Origin of the sequence: Gordonia sp. UCD-TK1 (assembly GCF_001691435.1) — a bacterium.
Taxonomy (GTDB): domain Bacteria; phylum Actinomycetota; class Actinomycetes; order Mycobacteriales; family Mycobacteriaceae; genus Gordonia; species Gordonia hongkongensis.
In genome coordinates, this window is record NZ_LZMP01000045.1 from 1 (window position 1) to 16,730 (window position 16,730).

15 protein-coding genes are annotated in these 16,730 nt (G+C 68.3%); 12 read left to right on the plus strand and 3 right to left on the minus strand.

Annotated features, from left to right (window positions below; translation table 11 throughout):
• A partial coding sequence (locus A9310_RS19835; RefSeq protein WP_139104697.1) for an IS1380 family transposase occupies positions 1–847 on the plus strand: 847 nt, incomplete at its 5' end.
• 321 nt (positions 848–1,168) lie between these two features.
• Here A9310_RS19835 and A9310_RS19840 read toward each other — a convergent pair.
• The gene (locus tag A9310_RS19840) at positions 1,169–2,572 is read right to left on the minus strand and encodes an MFS transporter (RefSeq protein ID WP_065632074.1); all 1,404 of its coding nucleotides are present in this window, start codon (positions 2,570–2,572) and stop codon (positions 1,169–1,171) included.
• 357 nt (positions 2,573–2,929) lie between these two features.
• Here A9310_RS19840 and leuA point away from each other — a divergent pair, with 357 nt between their 5' ends.
• From leuA to A9310_RS19870, 6 genes are all read left to right on the plus strand, one after another.
• Positions 2,930–4,780: a 2-isopropylmalate synthase gene (gene leuA / locus A9310_RS19845; RefSeq protein WP_065632085.1), complete on the plus strand. Its 1,851-nt coding sequence runs from the start codon at positions 2,930–2,932 to the stop codon at positions 4,778–4,780.
• Positions 4,781–4,884: 104 nt separating this feature from the next.
• Positions 4,885–5,904, plus strand: coding sequence for an LLM class flavin-dependent oxidoreductase (locus A9310_RS19850; protein WP_065632075.1), 1,020 nt, complete (start codon positions 4,885–4,887; stop codon positions 5,902–5,904).
• A gap of 210 nt (positions 5,905–6,114) precedes the next feature.
• Positions 6,115–6,435: a putative quinol monooxygenase gene (locus tag A9310_RS19855; protein WP_065632076.1), complete on the plus strand. Its 321-nt coding sequence runs from the start codon at positions 6,115–6,117 to the stop codon at positions 6,433–6,435.
• 171 nt (positions 6,436–6,606) lie between these two features.
• Entirely contained in the window at positions 6,607–7,800 is a 1,194-nt protein-coding gene (locus A9310_RS19860; protein WP_065632077.1) for an acetyl-CoA C-acyltransferase, read from the plus strand.
• The gene (locus A9310_RS19865) at positions 7,793–8,458 is read left to right on the plus strand and encodes a TetR/AcrR family transcriptional regulator (RefSeq protein WP_065632078.1); all 666 of its coding nucleotides are present in this window, start codon (positions 7,793–7,795) and stop codon (positions 8,456–8,458) included. The genes A9310_RS19860 and A9310_RS19865 overlap by 8 nt, the downstream gene beginning before the upstream one ends.
• Positions 8,459–8,505: 47 nt before the next feature.
• Positions 8,506–9,657 (plus strand): acyl-CoA dehydrogenase family protein, encoded by a 1,152-nt coding sequence (locus tag A9310_RS19870; RefSeq protein ID WP_058251055.1) that lies wholly within the window; start codon positions 8,506–8,508, stop codon positions 9,655–9,657.
• A gap of 68 nt (positions 9,658–9,725) precedes the next feature.
• Here the strand turns inward: A9310_RS19870 and A9310_RS19875 are convergent, their stop codons facing one another.
• The gene (locus A9310_RS19875) at positions 9,726–10,607 is read right to left on the minus strand and encodes a LysR family transcriptional regulator (RefSeq protein ID WP_065632079.1); all 882 of its coding nucleotides are present in this window, start codon (positions 10,605–10,607) and stop codon (positions 9,726–9,728) included.
• 103 nt (positions 10,608–10,710) lie between these two features.
• On the opposite strand from A9310_RS19875, the gene trxA reads away from it, so the two are divergent.
• Together trxA and A9310_RS19885 are read left to right on the plus strand one after the other, a co-directional pair.
• Positions 10,711–11,073, plus strand: a complete 363-nt coding sequence (gene trxA, locus A9310_RS19880; RefSeq protein WP_058251053.1) for a thioredoxin — start codon at positions 10,711–10,713, stop codon at positions 11,071–11,073.
• A 75-nt stretch (positions 11,074–11,148) separates the two neighbouring features.
• Entirely contained in the window at positions 11,149–12,141 is a 993-nt protein-coding gene (locus tag A9310_RS19885; RefSeq protein WP_065632080.1) for an EamA family transporter, read from the plus strand.
• Here A9310_RS19885 and A9310_RS19890 read toward each other — a convergent pair.
• Entirely contained in the window at positions 12,130–13,212 is a 1,083-nt protein-coding gene (locus A9310_RS19890; protein ID WP_065632081.1) for an alpha/beta hydrolase, read from the minus strand. The genes A9310_RS19885 and A9310_RS19890 overlap by 12 nt on opposite strands.
• A 75-nt stretch (positions 13,213–13,287) precedes the next feature.
• Between A9310_RS19890 and A9310_RS19895 the strand changes: the two genes are divergently transcribed.
• The 3 genes from A9310_RS19895 to A9310_RS19905 form a co-directional block, all read left to right on the plus strand.
• Positions 13,288–14,589, plus strand: a complete 1,302-nt coding sequence (locus A9310_RS19895; RefSeq protein ID WP_065632082.1) for a MurT ligase domain-containing protein — start codon at positions 13,288–13,290, stop codon at positions 14,587–14,589.
• Positions 14,586–15,308 (plus strand): type 1 glutamine amidotransferase, encoded by a 723-nt coding sequence (locus A9310_RS19900; RefSeq protein WP_065632083.1) that lies wholly within the window; start codon positions 14,586–14,588, stop codon positions 15,306–15,308. Before A9310_RS19895 ends, A9310_RS19900 begins: the two co-directional genes overlap by 4 nt.
• A 373-nt stretch (positions 15,309–15,681) precedes the next feature.
• Positions 15,682–16,730 (plus strand): IS110 family transposase (locus tag A9310_RS19905; RefSeq protein ID WP_083207461.1); only part of this gene is annotated, 1,049 nt, incomplete at its 3' end.

A 16,730-nucleotide genomic window follows, 5' to 3' on the forward strand; every position in this document is an offset into this window, starting at 1 on the left:
CACCACTCTGTCCGCAGCCGGGCATGCCCCGGTGATCGCCAACGCCTGGCTACGCGCCGGGCGCACCGCTTCCGGGAACGGGGCAGCGAGAATGATCGCTGAAACCCTGACCACCGCACGCCGGTGTGGGGCGAGCGGGGAGATCACCGTGCGCGGCGACGCCGCCTATGGCACCGCTGCGGTGATGCGTACCTGTCAACGCCTCGGAGCGACGTTCTCGCTGGTCYTRCGCACCAAYACCGCGATCACCCGCGCCATCACCGCGATCGGAGACGACGCCTGGACCCCGGTGCACTATCCCGGGGCGGTCACCGACCCCGACACCGGCGAACTGATCTCTGAYGCCGAAGTCGCCGAAACCACCTACACCGTGCAACCGGACTCCGCCCAGCCGGTCACCGCGCGACTGATCGTGCGKCGGGTCACAGCCCACCACCCCGCCGGCACCGACACATTGATGCCCGCGTGGCGGTACCACTCGTTTTTCACCAACACCACCGACGACACCGTCACCGCCGACCTCATCCACCGCCGCCACGCCATCATCGAAACCGTGTTCGCCGACCTCATCGACGGACCACTGGCSCAYCTGCCCTCCGGACGGTTCGGCGCCAACGCCGCCTGGCTGGCCCTGACCGCGATCAGCCACAACCTGATGCGTACCCTCGCCGCATTCACCAACACCCCCAGACTGCGTGCCGCGCGGGGCGCTACGCTGCGCCGCACCCTCATCGCGATACCCGCCCGACTAGCCCGACCAGCACGAACACCGGTGCTGCACCTACCCCGACACTGGCCCACCCAACACGCCTTCACCACCCTGTGGGCCGCGGCCAACACCACCTGACCTGACGTCGCCACCCGCCCACCCACGACCAAGGAACCCCAGTGAAAAGGCTGACACAGGTCAGCGAATACCACACGCCCACAACACAATCAGGCGATCACGCGCCCCAACCCCACCCCACCTGAACTCCTTCCACGGATCCAGGCTGAGGAGCGAGCTTGCGAGCGTCACGAAGGGTCTTGGCGAGACGAGTTGCGAAGACCCTTCGTGACGCGCCCTCCGCAAGCTCCGGGCGCTCCTCAGGGAACGGGGTGGCAACAACTCCGCCCCGAGCCGACAGGCCCGGGGCGGAGTTCTTGTATACGGTTGCGGGACAGTAGCTTACGCGACCAGCACCTGCTCGTCGTCGGTGACCGACGCCCGCATCGTCTTGTCCTTGGTCTCGACGATCTTGATCGTGCACACGACGCTGAGTGCCGACAGACCGGCGAGCAGGACACCCACCCAGATCGCACCGGGACCCGCGATCAGCGGGGCGGCGATCAGCGGCGGGATGGCGCCACCGAGGATGCCGGCCAGGTTGTAACCCATCCCCGCACCGGTGTAGCGGTACCGCGCCTCGAACAGTTCGGGCAGAAGCGCACCGGCCGGACCGTAGGCGATGCCGAAGATCAGCAGCGTCCCGAAGAGTCCGACCACGAACGCGAAGCCGCCGCCGATCTCCAGGATCGGGAACAGCACCAGCGCCCAGGGGATCGCGACGCTGCACGAGGTGAGGATGACCCGGCGACGACCCACGCGGTCCGACCACACCGCCGACGCCGCGGTCGACAGTCCGAACACCACGGCCGCGCCCATCCCCGCGGTCAGCACGAAGGTCCGGGACAGCTCCAGTGACTTGGTGCCGTAGTTCGTGAGGAACGCCGTGCCCATGTAGAACAGCGAGAACAGGCTCGCCAGCGCGCCGCCGGCGATGAGGATCTCGCGCCACTGGTGGCGGAAGGCGTCGAGGAACGGCAGTGCCGGACCGTCGACCACGGGACCGTCGATAGCCCTGCGCTGCTGGGCTTCTCGGAACACCGGCGTCTCCGCGACCGCGAGCCGCACCCACAGCCCGACGGCGACGAGCGCGAAGGACAGGATGAACGGGATGCGCCAGCCGTAGTCGAGGAAGGCCGAACTGGTCTCGCCGAGCGTCAGGCTCGCGATGAGGAACGTCAGGCTCGACAGGAAGAACGCGAAGGCCGGGCCGAGTTGCGGGAACATCGCGTACAGCCCCCGCTTGCCCGGTGGGGCGTACTCGGCGGTGAGAAGCGTTGCGCCCGCCCATTCGCCGCCGACGGCGAAGCCCTGCAGGAACCGCAGGAAGACGAGGAGGATGGGCGCCGCGATGCCGATCCCGGATTCGGCGAAGCCGAACACGCCGGTCTCGTAACCGGGGAGAAGACCGATCGCGACCGTCGCCAGTCCCATGATGAGCAGGGTCCACACCAGGGTGCGTTTACGGCCGATCCGGTCGCCGAAGTGGCCGAAGAGCATCGCTCCGACCGGCCGCGCGAAGAAGGCCACGGCGAAGGTGGCAAAGGACGCGATGGTCCCGGTGACCTCGTCGGCGGCCGGGAAGAACACCGTCGGGAACACCAGGGCGGCGGCGGTGCCGTAGATGAAGAAGTCGTAGAACTCGATCGTCGTGCCGATAGAACTCGCGGCGGCCACGCGTCGAAGGCTCGTGCGTTTACCCTCCGGCGGTTCGGTCACCGGCGGTTCGGCGGGGATGGTCGTCACTGGCGTTCGCCCTTTCTGCAGACGGCCGCGTCGGGGTGGCGGCTCGAGATCCCGGGCATCATCGGTCCGGGTGCCCCTGTCCGCCGCTCGGATGATTTGGGTCACTCCGGCTGCGCGGTGAGAGGCATGTCATAGTCTGGAGCCCGTGTCGGTGAGGCGGCACCCCCCGAAGAGGGGGACGTCGTGACCCGGCCTCACCTGCAGCTTTGGCCACCTCGTCGCCGGGGAGTACAGTCGAGCGCATGCAGCGCGCACTCCTCCTCGGTTGCCGCGGCGGGGTCTGAACCGACCGGCCCTCCGTCGCGGGGCCTCATCACGCGCCGGTCACTTTCCTTCCACACACGGAGAATGACCACCATGGCACCAGCAGACAGCTTCACTTCCGGCGCCAGCCGAATCGTCGAGCCCGCGGGCCCGATTCCCGCCGGACAACCCTCATGGAACCCGCAACGCAGCTCCGCGATGCCGGTTCATCGTTATCGCCAGTTCGCCGACGAGGTCGAGAAGGTGGCGGTTCCCGACCGCACCTGGCCCGACAAGGTCATCGCCACCGCCCCGATGTGGTGCGCGGTCGACCTCCGCGACGGCAACCAGGCACTCATCGACCCGATGAGCCCGGCACGCAAGCGCCGCATGTTCGACCTCCTCGTACGGATGGGCTACAAGGAGATCGAGGTCGGCTTCCCGTCTGCCAGCCAGACCGATTACGACTTCGTCCGCGAGATCATCGAAGACGGCGCCATCCCTGACGACGTCACGATCCAGGTGCTGACCCAGTGCCGTGACGAATTGATCGAGCGCACCTTCGACGCCTGCCGCGGCGCGGCCAACGTGATCGTCCACTTCTACAACTCGACGTCGGTCCTGCAGCGTCGCGTCGTGTTCCGCGCGGACAAGGCGGCGATCACCAAGATCGCGACCGACGCCGCACACAAGGTCCTCGAGGTACAGCAGAACTACCCGGACACCAACTGGCGGTACGAGTACTCGCCGGAGTCCTACACGGGCACCGAGCTGAGCTTCGCCAAGGAGGTGTGCGACGCGGTCACCGAGATCATCGCCCCCACCCCGGAGCGCCCGATGATCATCAATCTGCCGGCGACCGTCGAGATGGCCACGCCCAACGTCTACGCCGACTCGATCGAGTGGATGCACCGCAACCTCGCCCGGCGCGACTCGGTCATCCTGAGCCTGCACCCCCACAACGACCGCGGAACCGCCGTTGCCGCAGCCGAACTGGGCTACCAGGCGGGCGCCGACCGCATCGAGGGATGCCTGTTCGGCAACGGCGAGCGCACCGGCAACGTCTGTCTGGTCACCCTCGGCATGAACATGTTCAGCCGCGGCGTCGACCCGCAGATCAGCTTCTCCGACATCGACGAGATCCGCCGGACGGTCGAGTACTGCAACCAGCTCAACGTCCCCGAGCGTCACCCCTACGGCGGCGACCTGGTCTACACCGCGTTCTCGGGCAGCCACCAGGACGCGATCAACAAGGGCCTCGACCAGATGAAGGTCGACGCCGACAACGCCGACTCCGACGTCGACGACATCACCTGGGCCGTACCGTATCTGCCGATCGACCCCAAGGACGTCGGCCGCAACTACGAAGCGGTCATCCGCGTCAACAGCCAGTCCGGCAAGGGCGGCGTCGCCTACATCATGAAGGCCGACCACGGCATGAACCTGCCGCGTCGTCTGCAGATCGAGTTCAGCCGGGAGATCCAGAAGATCACCGACGGCGAGGGCGGCGAGGTCAATCCCAAGGAGATGTGGGACGTCTTCGCGGAGAACTACCTGCACCCGATCTGGCCGCTCGAGCGCATCCGGCAGAAAGTGGACGCGGCCGAGGTCGACGGCGGCGACGACCACATCACCGCCGTGGTGAAGGTCGAGGGCAACGAGCGGGAGATCTCCGGCTCCGGCAACGGTCCGCTGGCGGCCTTCGTCGACGCGCTCGGCGCCGTCGGCTACGAGGTCCGGGTCCTCGACTACAGCGAGCACGCGCTGACCGCCGGCGGCGACGCCAGCGCCGCGGCGTACGTCGAGACCGAGGTCAACGGCGAGACGGTCTGGGGTGTCGGCATCGCGTCGTCGATCACCACCGCCAGCCTGCGCGCAGTCGTCTCGGCGGTGAACCGCGCTTACCGGGTCACCTCGGTTCCGGTCGCCGACGGCGAGGCCGCCCCGGGCACCTGGGCGCCCTGACCCTCCTCCTTCGAAGATCCGATTCCGTCCCGTCGATCGCGCCGATCGGCGGGACGGAATCGTTCTTACGGGAACAAAACGGACCAGAGTTTCATTTAGAGGGCATGAAGAACATCGGTTTCCTGTCGTTCGGTCACTGGTCGGACGCCCACGGGTCCCAGGTGCGGTCCGGCGCGGACACGCTGCTGCAGTCCATCGACCTCGCGGTGGCCGCCGAGGAGCTCGGCGCCGACGGTGCGTACTTCCGCGTCCATCACTTCGCACGGCAACTCGCATCGCCGTTCCCGTTGCTCGCGGCGATCGGCGCGAAGACCAGTCGCATCGAGATCGGCACCGGCGTCATCGACATGCGCTACGAGAACCCGCTGTACATGGCCGAGGACGCCGCCGCCGCGGATCTCATCTCCGGCGGCCGGCTGCAGCTCGGGATCAGTCGTGGGTCCCCCGAGCAGGTCATCGACGGCTACAAGTACTTCGGCTATGTCCCGCCCGAGGGGTCGACCGATGCGGACATGGCGCGACAGCACACCGAGGTGTTCCTGAAGGTCATCGAAGGCGGCGGCTTCGCCACGCCGAATCCCCGTCCGATGTTCCCCAACCCGCCCGGGCTGCTGCCCATCGAGCCGCAGTCCCCCGGTCTGCGGGACCGCATCTGGTGGGGCGCCGGGACCCGGGCGACCGCGGAATGGACTGCCCAGCAGGGCATGAACCTGATGAGTTCGACGCTGCTGACCGAGGACACCGGGGTGCCGTTCCATCAGTTGCAGGCCGAACAGATCCAGCGGTTCCGCAAGGCGTGGGCTGATGCCGGGCACCCGCGCGAGCCACGAGTATCGGTGAGCCGCAGCATCTTCGCCATCGTCGACGACCGAGACCGCGCCTACTTCGGCCGCGGCGGCGCCGAATCCGATCAGGTCGGCGTCATCGACAACAGCGTCGCCCGCTTCGGACGCAGTTACGCGGACGAGCCGGACAAGCTGATCGAGCAGTTGCGCGAGGACGAGGCGATCGCCGCGGCCGACACTCTCCTGCTGACCGTGCCGAACCAACTCGGTGTCGAGTACAACGCGCACGTCCTCGAGTCGATCCTCACGCACGTCGCGCCGGCTCTCGGCTGGCGCTGACACCGCGTTACGCACACCTCGTCGGCCCCGTCGGCCGCGCCGGTCCTCCCGCGCGCAGCCGTTCGGGGCCGGCGTTCTTGCGCAGGGTGCCGAAATCGCCACATCGAGACGACTCGCTGACCTAACGTCACCGGGGTGTCCGGTGTCCGAGGGACATCACCGACGAGTTGTCGAGACACACGCCGAGCCCCACGCGAACGGAGAGCCCCCATGTCCGAAGTGATCGTCGTCGCCACCATCTCCCCCAAGCCCGGAGAAGAACAGGCGGTGCGGGAGGCCGTGCTGGCTGCGATCCCCGAGGTGCACGGCGAGCCGGGATGCGGGAAATACGCGTTGCACGAGGCCACCGGCGACTCGACCGACCTGGTGATGATCGAGCGCTGGGAATCGATGGAGGCCCTCGCGACCCACGGCGCCGCCCCGGCGCTCACCACGCTGGGCAAGGCCATCGGCGGACTGCTGGCCGGCCCCCTGGACGTCCGGACATTCACCGCAGTTCCCGCAGGTCAGCCCGACAAAGGCACCATCTGACACGTCACGACGCCGCCCTCACCCGTCCACCCGGGTGAGGGCGGTACCCATTTCTGCGGGTGCTTGCTGTTGATTCCGCCACCGAGCGCGTGCTAGACCGGTATAACGATCGTTAGATAAAGTGAGCCGCGCTTACTGCTGCGCTGGTCCCCGCTCCCGAGAGGAACCCTCATGCCCGAAGCCGTCATCGTCGACGTCGTACGCCTCGCGTCCGGAAAGGGGAAGCCCGGGGGCGCGCTGTCGGAGACCAAGCCCGTCGAGTTGCTCGCACACGTGCTGCGCTCGCTGGTCGAGCGCAACGATCTCGACCCGGCCCTCGTCGACGATGTGATCGGCGGTTGCGTCGGCCAGGCCGGTGAGCAGGCCCTGAACATCTCGCGGACCGCCCTGCTGTCCGCCGGCTTCCCCGAGTCGGTGCCCGCGACGACCGTCGACCGTCAGTGCGGGTCGAGCCAGCAGGCCGCGCACTTCGCCGCGCAGGGCATCATCGCCGGCGCCTACGACGTGGTGATCGCCGCCGGCGTCGAGTCCATGAGCCGCGTCCCGATGGGCTTCACCACCGCCGGAAAAAGCCCCTACGGTCCGAGCATCGCCGCGCGCTACCCCGACGGCCTGGTGAACCAGGGCATCTCGGCCGAACTGATCTCGGCCAAATGGAAGTTCGATCGTGACACCCTCGATGCCTTTGCCGCCCAGTCGCATCAGCGTGCTGCGGCAGCCGCCGCCGAGGGATTCTTCGACCGCGAGGTGCTGCCGATCGATGTCGCCGACGCCAACGGCGACATCGTCACCCACCGCGTCGACGAAACGGTTCGCGCGTCGACCACCGCCGAGGGACTGTCCGGCCTGCGCCCGTCCTTCTACACCGAGGACACCGCCGCACGCTTTCCCGACATCAACTGGCTCATCACCCCGGGCAATTCCTCGCCGCTCACCGACGGGGCCTCCGGCGCGCTCATCATGAGCGATGTCATGGCGTCGAAGCTCGGCCTGACCCCTCGTGCGCGTTTCCACTCGTTCTCGGTCGCCGGCGATGACCCGATCTTCATGCTCACCGCACCGATCCCGGCCACCCACAAGGTCCTCAAGCGGGCCGGCCTGTCCATCGACGAGATCGACACCTATGAGGTCAACGAGGCCTTCGCTCCGGTGCCGCTGGCCTGGGCCCACGAGTTCGGCGCCGACCCGGCGAAACTGAATCCGCGCGGTGGCGCGATCTCGCTCGGCCACGCACTCGGCTCCTCCGGCACCCGACTGCTGTCGACGATGGTCAACCACCTCGAGGCCACCGGCGGCCGGTACGGCCTGCAGACCATGTGCGAGGGCGCGGGCATGGCCAACGCCACCATCATCGAACGTGTCTGAGGCGGCGCGGACGGCTCCCACCCGGAGGCTGACGATCGAGACCGAGGGCCTGGACTGGCGGGAGCGCGAACCGGTGCCGCTGCCGGCCACCCTCGTCGCGGCCAAGCACGCCTTCTACGAGCGCGGTTATCACGGCACCTCGATCCGTGACATCGCCTCGCGGGCAGGCGTTTCGCTGCCGACGCTCTACTACCACCACGACAACAAGCTCGGCATCCTCGTCGAACTGCTCGAGGCCGCGATGACCTCGGTGCTGGCGTGGGTCGGCGCGGCCATTCAGTCCGGCCGGACGCCGAGCGAGCAGCTGTCCAATGCCATCGAGTCGATCGTCCTGCACATGACGAGCGATCTCGAACTCGCCAGCGTTGCTCACGAGTTCCGCCATCTGGACTCCGACGATCCGCGACGTGAGACCTACGTCGCGATGCGCACCGAGACCGAGGACCTGCTCGCCGATGTCATCGCGCGCGGTGTCGAATCGGGCGAGTTCTCGTTCGAGGAGGACGTGAAAGACGTCCTGCGCTACCTCTTCGGCGCGTGCCAGGCGGTCACCACCTGGTATCGCCCCTCGGGTGCCCGGACACCGGCCGAGGTCGCGGCGTCGTACGCCCTGATCTCGCTGCGCGTCGTGGGCGCGCAGGGGCACACCGACGACTGATCACCGAACGACACCGAGTACAGACTCACTCACGAAAGGGAGAAGCCATGAAACGCACCATCTTCGAAGACGAGCACGAGGCCCTGCGGGAAACCGCGCGGCAATTCCTGCAGCGCGAATGCGCCCCGTACACCGAGGAGTGGACGCGAGCCGGTCAGGTCGATCGCATCGCCTTCAAGAAGGCCGGTGACGCAGGTCTTCTCGGATTCAACATCCCCGAGGAGTACGGCGGCGGCGGTGCCATGGACGACTTCCGGTTCAACGCCGTGGTGGTCGAGGAGTTCGCGAAGTTCGACGGCGCGGCACCCGGCCTCAGCCTGCAGAACGACGTCGTCGCACCGTACTTCGTGCACCTCGCCAACGACGAGCAGAAGAAGCGCTGGATGCCCGGGATCGCCACCGGCGAGACGATCCTCGCCGTCGCGATGACCGAGCCGGGCGCGGGCTCCGACCTGGCGGGCATCAAGACCTCGGCCAAGCTCGAGGGCGATCACTATGTCCTGAACGGCAACAAGACGTTCATCTCGTCGGGCATCAACTCCGACCTCGTGGTCGTGGTCTGCCGGACCAACCCCGATCCCGAGGCGGGCCACAAGGCGTTCTCGCTGCTCGTCGTCGAGCGCGGCATGGAGGGCTTCGAGCGCGGCCGCAAGCTCGACAAGATGGGCCTCAAGGCCCAGGACACCGCCGAGCTGCACTTCAACGACGTGCGCGTCCCGGTCGAGAATTTGCTCGGCCAGGAGGGCATGGGCTTCTACCACCTCATGCAGAACCTGCCGTCGGAGCGGCTGTCGATCGGCATCGGCGCCATCGCCGGTGCGCGTGCGATCTTCGACGAGACCCTGCAGTACACCAAGGACCGCAAGGCCTTCGGCCGTCCGATCGGCACCTTCCAGGCGAACCGCTTCAGCCTCGCCGAGATGGCGACCGAGCTCGACATCGCCGAGGTCTACATCGACCGCTGCCTGCAGGGCGTTCTCGACGGCGAGCTGAACGCCGTCGACGCCTCGAAGAACAAGTGGTGGTGTACCGAACTGGCCAAGCGCGTCATCGACAGCTGCCTGCAGCTGCACGGCGGCTACGGCTACATGAACGAGTACCGCGTCGCCCGCGCCTACACCGACGCGCGTATCCAGACGATCTTCGGTGGCACCACCGAGATCATGAAGGACATCGTCGGCAAGAGCCTCGGCGTCTGAGTCCTCGACATCGTCCACAGCCCGGGGCCACGCCCCGGGCTGTGTGCGTCATCCTGGCGCGGCGGCGGTCAGCCCTGGTCTGCGCCGACGCCGCGCAGGTGGTCGACGACCTGCTGCACGGCCGCTCGCGAACGTGGCCGGGCGAGCGCCTCGTAGACCCGTGCGGCACGAACACCCTTGAGCACCAGCCGTTTCACCCCCGGGTGGCGGACGGCGAACCGCGGCATCAGAGCGATGCCGTGCCCATGGGCCACCAGTGCCTCGATCGTCGTGAAGTCCAGCATCCGCTGGGTCACCCGCGGCGCCACCCCGGTCGCCGCCGAGATCGACAGCAGCACATCGTCGACCGGGAAGCCGCCTTCGACGCTGATCCAGTCGTGATCGGCGAGTTCCGTGACCGCGACCTGGTCGCGCACGGCGAGTTCGCTGCCGGCGGCGACGATCACGTCGACGGGTTCACGCATCAGCTCGGTGACCCGGACCCGCGGGACGTTGATCGCCGGGGTCCGTTCGTCGCGGTGGGTGACCACGATGTCGTGGTCGGCGAGAGCCGGTGCCGCGTCGTGGTATCCGACGTCGAGATGGACCGCGTGTACGTCGATGCCCGATGCGGTGGCCCGCTCCAGGACCGCCGGCAGCAGCAGGGTCGCACCGGACGGGAACATCGCCAGTCGGACCCGGGCCTTGCCCGACCGATACGACGACATCTCCTCCTGCGCCCGATCCACCGCCGCGATCACGTCATCGGCGCGCAGCACGAGCGCACGCCCCGCCTCGGTCAATCGGATTCGGCGGCCATCGGGTTCGAACAACGCGACACCGGCCTCCTCGGCCAGGACCTTCAGCTGTTGCGACACCGCCGACGGGGTCATGTGCATCGCCTCGGCGACCGCGCCGATCGACTCCCGGTCGGCGAATTCCCGCAGCAGCCGCAGACGCCGGACTTCCATGCGACAACGGTACTCAGGCCCACGTCGTCGTCAGGCGGTGCCGTGGGTCACGGCATGACCTCCGGGGTGGAATGTCCGAGCGGTCCGATCCGTTGGTGGGGGCATGGCATCACAAGACATCACCCTGGAAACCTTCGAGGACACCATCGCCTCGGACGGCATCGTCCTCCTCGACTTCTGGGCCGGCTGGTGCGGCCCGTGCCGGCAGTTCGCGCCCGTCTTCGAGAAGGCCTCCGAAGCACACTCCGACATCGTGTTCGGCAAGATCGACACCGAGGCCGAGCAGCAACTCGCCGGCAGTCTCGGAATCCGTTCCATCCCGACGCTCATGGCATTCCGGGACGGGATTCTGGTCTTCAACCAGCCCGGTGCACTGCCTGCGGCTCAGCTCGAAGAACTGATCGGCGCCGTCGAGGGTCTCGACATGGATGACGTGCGGGCGAAGGTCGCCGCAGCACAGGAATAACCCTTCAGGAAAACTGATTAGTTATTCCGGTTAAATTCGATTGTCCTTCACATCGTCCACACCGACGATGGGCCCATGTCCACTCGTGATCGCCTCCTCGCGTTGTTCGTCGTCCTGCTCTGGGGACTGAACTTCATCGCGATCCGAGTCGGGCTCGATCACTTCCCACCGTTCTTCCTCGCCGCGATGCGATTCGCGGTGATGGCGATACCGGTCATGCTGTTCGTGCGGTTCCCGAAGGTGCGCCTGAAGTGGTTCCTGCTGTACGTCGCCGGCTTCGGCAGCGTGCAGTTCATCATGCTGTTCCTGGCCATGGATCTGGGCATGCCGACCGGGCTCGCCTCGCTGGTTCTCCAGACCTCGGCGCCCTTCACGGTCATCCTCGGCGTGCTGTTCCTCCGAGAACGGATGACGGCCGGACAGATCCTCGGCCTGGCGGTCGCGGTTCTCGGCATGGCGGTCATCGCGATCGACCGGATGCGCGGCAGCGACCTCGGCGTGGCCGCTCTGCTCCCGATCGGTCTCACCGTGCTCGGTGGTCTGAGCTGGGCAGCGGGCAACATCGGGGGCAGACTCGCCCGTCCCGACGACTCCCTGCGGATGACGTTGTGGATGGCCGTCGTCGCCACTCCGCCGCTGTATGCGGTGAGCTTGATCGTCGAGGGACCCTCCGCCGGCTTCGACGCGCTAGCCACGCTCGGTACCGAGAGTGGACTCCGTGCCCTGGGTGGCCTCGCCTACCTCGCGATCTTCGGCACCGTCATCGGTGCGGGTCTGTGGACCACGCTGCTGGGACGCAACGACGCGAGCCGGGTGTCGCCCATGTCGCTGCTCGTGCCCGTGGTTGGGATCTCGGCAGCATTCTTCGTTCTCGGCGAAGTCCCCAGCGTCGGGGAGATCGTCGGTGCGGTCATCGTCGTCGCGGGGTGCGCTGCCGGGGTGATGGCCCGGCCGCGAACCCGTAGGCGCCCGACCGTTCCAGGTGCCACGCAGACGCCGGCCGATTCCGTGTCGGCGGTGACGGGCGCTCGGGAGGGCGCCGGAACACCGGTGCGCTCACGCGGCTGAGCTGGACCCGGCCGGCGGAAGGGCCTCGCGCACCACCGCGCACAGACGGTCGACCGCGGCCCGGGCCCCAGGACTGATCAAGGTCATGTTGACGAACCCGTGGATCATCGCGCCCTCTCGCCGGACCGTGACCGGCACGCCGGCCTCCTCGAGCCTGCGCGCGTACGCGAGGCCCTCGTCACGCAGCGGGTCGAAGCCGGCGACCATGACATGCGCGGGCGGGAGACCGCTGAGATCGTCGGCAAGCAGTGGCGAGCAGCGCGGGTCGCCCCGCTGCGCGGCGTCGGGCAGGTAGCGATCGGTGAACCAGCCGATGCCGTCGGCGGKGAGGAAGTACCCCGACGCGAACTCCCGGCGCGAGGGTGTGTCGGCGGCCTGGTCGGTCACCGGGTAGATGAGCAGCTGGAAAGCCGGGGTGACCGCTTCGCCACGGACCTCCCGGGCGACGACGGTCGCGAGATTTCCGCCCGCGCTGTCACCGGCGACGACGATCCGCGCCGGATCGAGACCCCACCGCGGCGCCACCTCGACGGCGAAGCGCCACGCCGCCACCGCGTCCTCGACGGCCGCGGGGAACGGGGCGTCGGGGGCCAGCCGGTAGTCGACGGAGAGCACGTCGAGGCCGGTGCCATGTGCCAGACGCCGGACGAAGGTGTCGTGGCTGATCCGGCTGCCGGTGACGAAGCCGCCGCCGTGGAAGTAGACGAGCAGCCCGGCCGAGTCGGTGGTGGAGCGATACCGGGTGGCCGGGATCGGGCCGGCGGGTCCGTCGATGACGAGGTCCTCTTCCACCGCCATGGGAGGCAGCGCCTCGGCCATGGCGGCGCCGACCTCGTCGGTCTGCGCACGCGACTGCGCCACCTCGCCCTGGAAGGGATTCAGCCCGGGCACGTTGTCGTTGGCCCAGCCGATCGCGGCAAGCTCGGGGGCGACCCGCTCACCGTCGGAGTTGACCGGTGCCCGTCGCCCCAGAACGGCCAACGCTCCGGCCGGGATTCGTGCGACGGCGAGCAACAGTCCGCGTTGCACTCGGGCGGGCAGGGACAGGCGCAGATGGGTGTCGCGACTCACAGCCGCCGAGCCTACGCGGCGTCGGCGCACGGCACGACCACTCCCGTCGGATCGGCCTGTGACACACTCGTGCGCATGCCCGACCGACTCTCTTCCGCCGGTTCCGCAACCCGTACGAACACCCGTGTTCCCGCCCGTACCGCCGTCGCCCTGGGCGCTGCGGCCGCGGCCCGGTGGGCGTCGCGCACCGCGGGACGGGGCAAGGGGTCGATGATCGGCGGGCTGGTCGCCGCGAAGATCGACCCCCAGATCATGGGTCGGCTCGCCGCGGGCAAACGCACCGCGATCGTCACCGGCACCAACGGGAAGTCGACGACCACACGGATGACCGCGGCCGCGATGGCCGAACTCGGCGAGGTCGCCACCCAGGCCGACGGCGCCAACATGGACGCCGGCATCATCGCGACGCTGACCCTGAGCCGGACGGCGCCGTTCTGCGCGCTCGAGGTCGACGAACTGCACGTCCCGCACGTCAGCGACGCCGTCGACCCCGAGGTCCTCGTGATGCTCAACCTCTCCCGGGATCAGCTCGACCGAGTCGGCGAGATCAACATGATCGAGCGTCGGCTGCGTGAAGGCATCGCACGTCATCCCGAGACCACGGTGATCGCCAACTGCGACGACGTCCTGGTGACGTCGGCCGCCTTCGACGCCCCGGACGTGGTCTGGGTCGCGGCCGGCGCGAGCTGGGTCGGCGATTCCGTCAGCTGCCCCCGTACCGGCGAGCCGATCGTCCGTTCCGAGGAGGGGTGGCGGTCGACCGGCGACGACAACTTCCGCCGCCCCACCCCCGACTGGTGGTTCGACGACGAGAACATCTACGGCCCCGACGGTTTCAGCGCTCCCCTGGAGCTCGCGGTGCCGGGCAGAGCCAACCGCGGCAACGCGACGCAGGCGGTGGCCGCGGCCGTCGCGATGGGCGCCGACCCGCGCAACGCGGTGGCCGCCGTCGGCACCGTCGGCGAGGTCGCCGGCCGGTACGGCATCCACCAGGTCGGAAACCACTCGGTCCGAACACTTCTCGCGAAGAACCCGGCCGGGTGGCAAGAAGCGATGTCGATGATCGACCAGGACGCCGACGGGCTGGTGATCGCGGTCAACGGCCAGGTGCCCGACGGCGAGGACCTGTCCTGGTTGTGGGACGTGCGCTTCGAGGCGTTCGAGACCATGCAGGTCGTCGCGGCCGGCGAGCGCGCCGCCGACCTGTCGGTCCGGCTGCTCTACGCGGGCGCCGAACACACCACCATCCCGGATCCCATGGCCGCCATCGCATCCTGTCCGCCGGGACGCGTCGAGGTCCTGGCGAACTACACGGCGTTCCGCGATCTCGGCACCGCCCTGGAACGCGCAGCACGATCACGGAAGGCGGAGCAGTGAGCGAATCGACCCTGCGGATCGGCCTCGTCCTGCCCGACGTCATGGGTACCTACGGGGACGGCGGGAACGCCCTCGTCCTGAAGCGCCGTGCGCTGATGCGCGGCATCGACGCCGAGGTCATCCACATCACCCTCGACGACCCGGTTCCCGACTCGCTCGACGTCTACACCCTCGGTGGCGCCGAGGATTACGCGCAGCGGCTCGCCACCCGGCACCTCACGCGCTACCCGGGTCTGCAGCAGGCGGCGGCGGCCGGACGGCCGGTGCTGGCCATCTGCGCCGCCATCCAGGTACTCGGCCACTGGTACGAGACATCGGCGGGCGAACGCGTCGACGGCATCTCCCTGTTCGATCTCACGACGGCGCCCCAGGCGGAGCGGAGTATCGGCGAGTTGTTGGTCGACCCCGCCCTCCCAGGACTGTCACAACCCCTCACCGGTTTCGAGAACCACCGCGGCGGAACGACTCTCGGGTCCGACGCGGCCCCACTGGGTCGCGTACGGCATGGCGTCGGCAACGGCGTCGGCGACGGCACCGAGGGCGTCGTCCAGGGCAGCGTCATCGGCACGTACATGCACGGTCCGGCACTGGCCCGCAACCCCGAACTCGCCGACCACCTCCTGGCCACCGCGCTCGGCGTCGAATCCCTTGTCCCGCTTGACCTCCCCGAGGTCGATCGGCTCCGCCGGGAACGCCTCGCCGCCGGACGACGTCGGTAACGAACCCTCTGCTCCCTGAGGCGCGAGGAGCGCAAGCCGCCGGGCCGAGCGAGCGACGAAGGATCGCGTCGAGGTCGACGAGCCTCGAAGGGCCTGGTGACGTGCCACGCCATGCCCTTCGTGGCAGTGAGAATGGGTGTGGGTGGTTGACCGGGTTTGGGTCTGACTTACTTCGTGGCTGACGGTGCTGTCATGGGCGAGATGTGTCGGCCCGGAACTCCGGTCGATCACCTGCACCAAGTGACCTGTGAGGACCGGGGCGGGTGTGACCTGATTAGGACCCTGTCTGGCTGGTAGGCCGTGACTCTTCACTGTCCTGTCCACCCGCCCCGGTGAGGTCATCCMMCACCGCAGTGAAGGAGACACCGCCAGAATGGCTGAGACAGCAGTGACCACGCAAGTGGTCGTACTCGGAGTCGACACCCATCAACAGACCCACCACGCCGCGATCGTCGCCAYCGACGGCCGCCCGCTGGCCGATCGCGAGTTCCCGACCACCACCGCCGGCTACACCCAGTTGTGGCAGTGGGCGTGTGGCTTCGGCCGCGTCGAGGATGCCGCAGTGGAATCGAGCGCCTCCTACGGGGCCGGGTTGACCCGGATGCTCACCGCCGAAGGGGTGCGAGTGATCGAGGTCAACACCCCCGATCTGCCGCGCCGCTACGCCCACGGTAAGACCGATCAACTCGATGCCTACGCCGCAGCGATGGCMGTCATCACCGGCCGCGCGACCGCGGTGGCCAAAGACACCCGCGGCGCGGTCGAATCTRTTCGGATGCTCACCGTGGCAAGGGCTTCGGCCGTCGAGGAAGCCACSCGCATCGGTAACCAGATCCGTGACCTGTGTACCACCGCACCAGCCGAGTACGCCGATCAAGCGCGCCAGGCCCGCACCATCGCCAAGCGGGCAGCATTCATCAAAGACTTGCCGGTACCAGCCGAGAAAGCTGATCTGTCCGGGCCGGCCGCGGCGTTCGTGCGCGCKGCGCGGTCGCTGCTCGACCGACACCGACTCGCCCAACAACAAGCCCGGTCTTTGGCCCGCGAACTCACACGACTGCTGASCAAGCTGGTACCCACCCTGCTCTCGCGCCCGCAGATCGGGCCGATCACCGCCGCCCGCCTGGTGATCACCGCCGGTGACAACGTCGAGCGGATGGGCACCGAGGCACGGTTCGCCAAACTCGTCGGCGCCGCMCCGTTACCGGCATCCTCAGGCAAAACCAGCCGTCACCGACTCAACCGGGGCGGGGACCGGCAAGCCAACAGTGCTCTGCACATGATCGCGGTCGGACGCATGAAATCCCACGCCCCCACCCGCGCCTACGTCGAGCGACGTTCCGCCGAACACAAAACGAAGAAAGACATCCTCCGCTGCCTCAAGCGCTACATCGCCCGCGAAGTGTTCCGCGACCTCACCAC

Coding starts and splice junctions, on each gene's coding strand:
- A9310_RS19885 (WP_065632080.1), top strand. CDS start 11,149: ATGTCCACTCGTGATCGCCTCCTCGCGTTGTTCGTCGTCCTGCTCTGG.
- leuA (WP_065632085.1), top strand. CDS start 2,930: ATGGCACCAGCAGACAGCTTCACTTCCGGCGCCAGCCGAATCGTCGAG.
- A9310_RS19895 (WP_065632082.1), top strand. CDS start 13,288: ATGCCCGACCGACTCTCTTCCGCCGGTTCCGCAACCCGTACGAACACC.
- A9310_RS19860 (WP_065632077.1), top strand. CDS start 6,607: ATGCCCGAAGCCGTCATCGTCGACGTCGTACGCCTCGCGTCCGGAAAG.
- trxA (WP_058251053.1), top strand. CDS start 10,711: ATGGCATCACAAGACATCACCCTGGAAACCTTCGAGGACACCATCGCC.
- A9310_RS19875 (WP_065632079.1), bottom strand. CDS start 10,607: ATGGAAGTCCGGCGTCTGCGGCTGCTGCGGGAATTCGCCGACCGGGAG.
- A9310_RS19850 (WP_065632075.1), top strand. CDS start 4,885: ATGAAGAACATCGGTTTCCTGTCGTTCGGTCACTGGTCGGACGCCCAC.
- A9310_RS19855 (WP_065632076.1), top strand. CDS start 6,115: ATGTCCGAAGTGATCGTCGTCGCCACCATCTCCCCCAAGCCCGGAGAA.
- A9310_RS19870 (WP_058251055.1), top strand. CDS start 8,506: ATGAAACGCACCATCTTCGAAGACGAGCACGAGGCCCTGCGGGAAACC.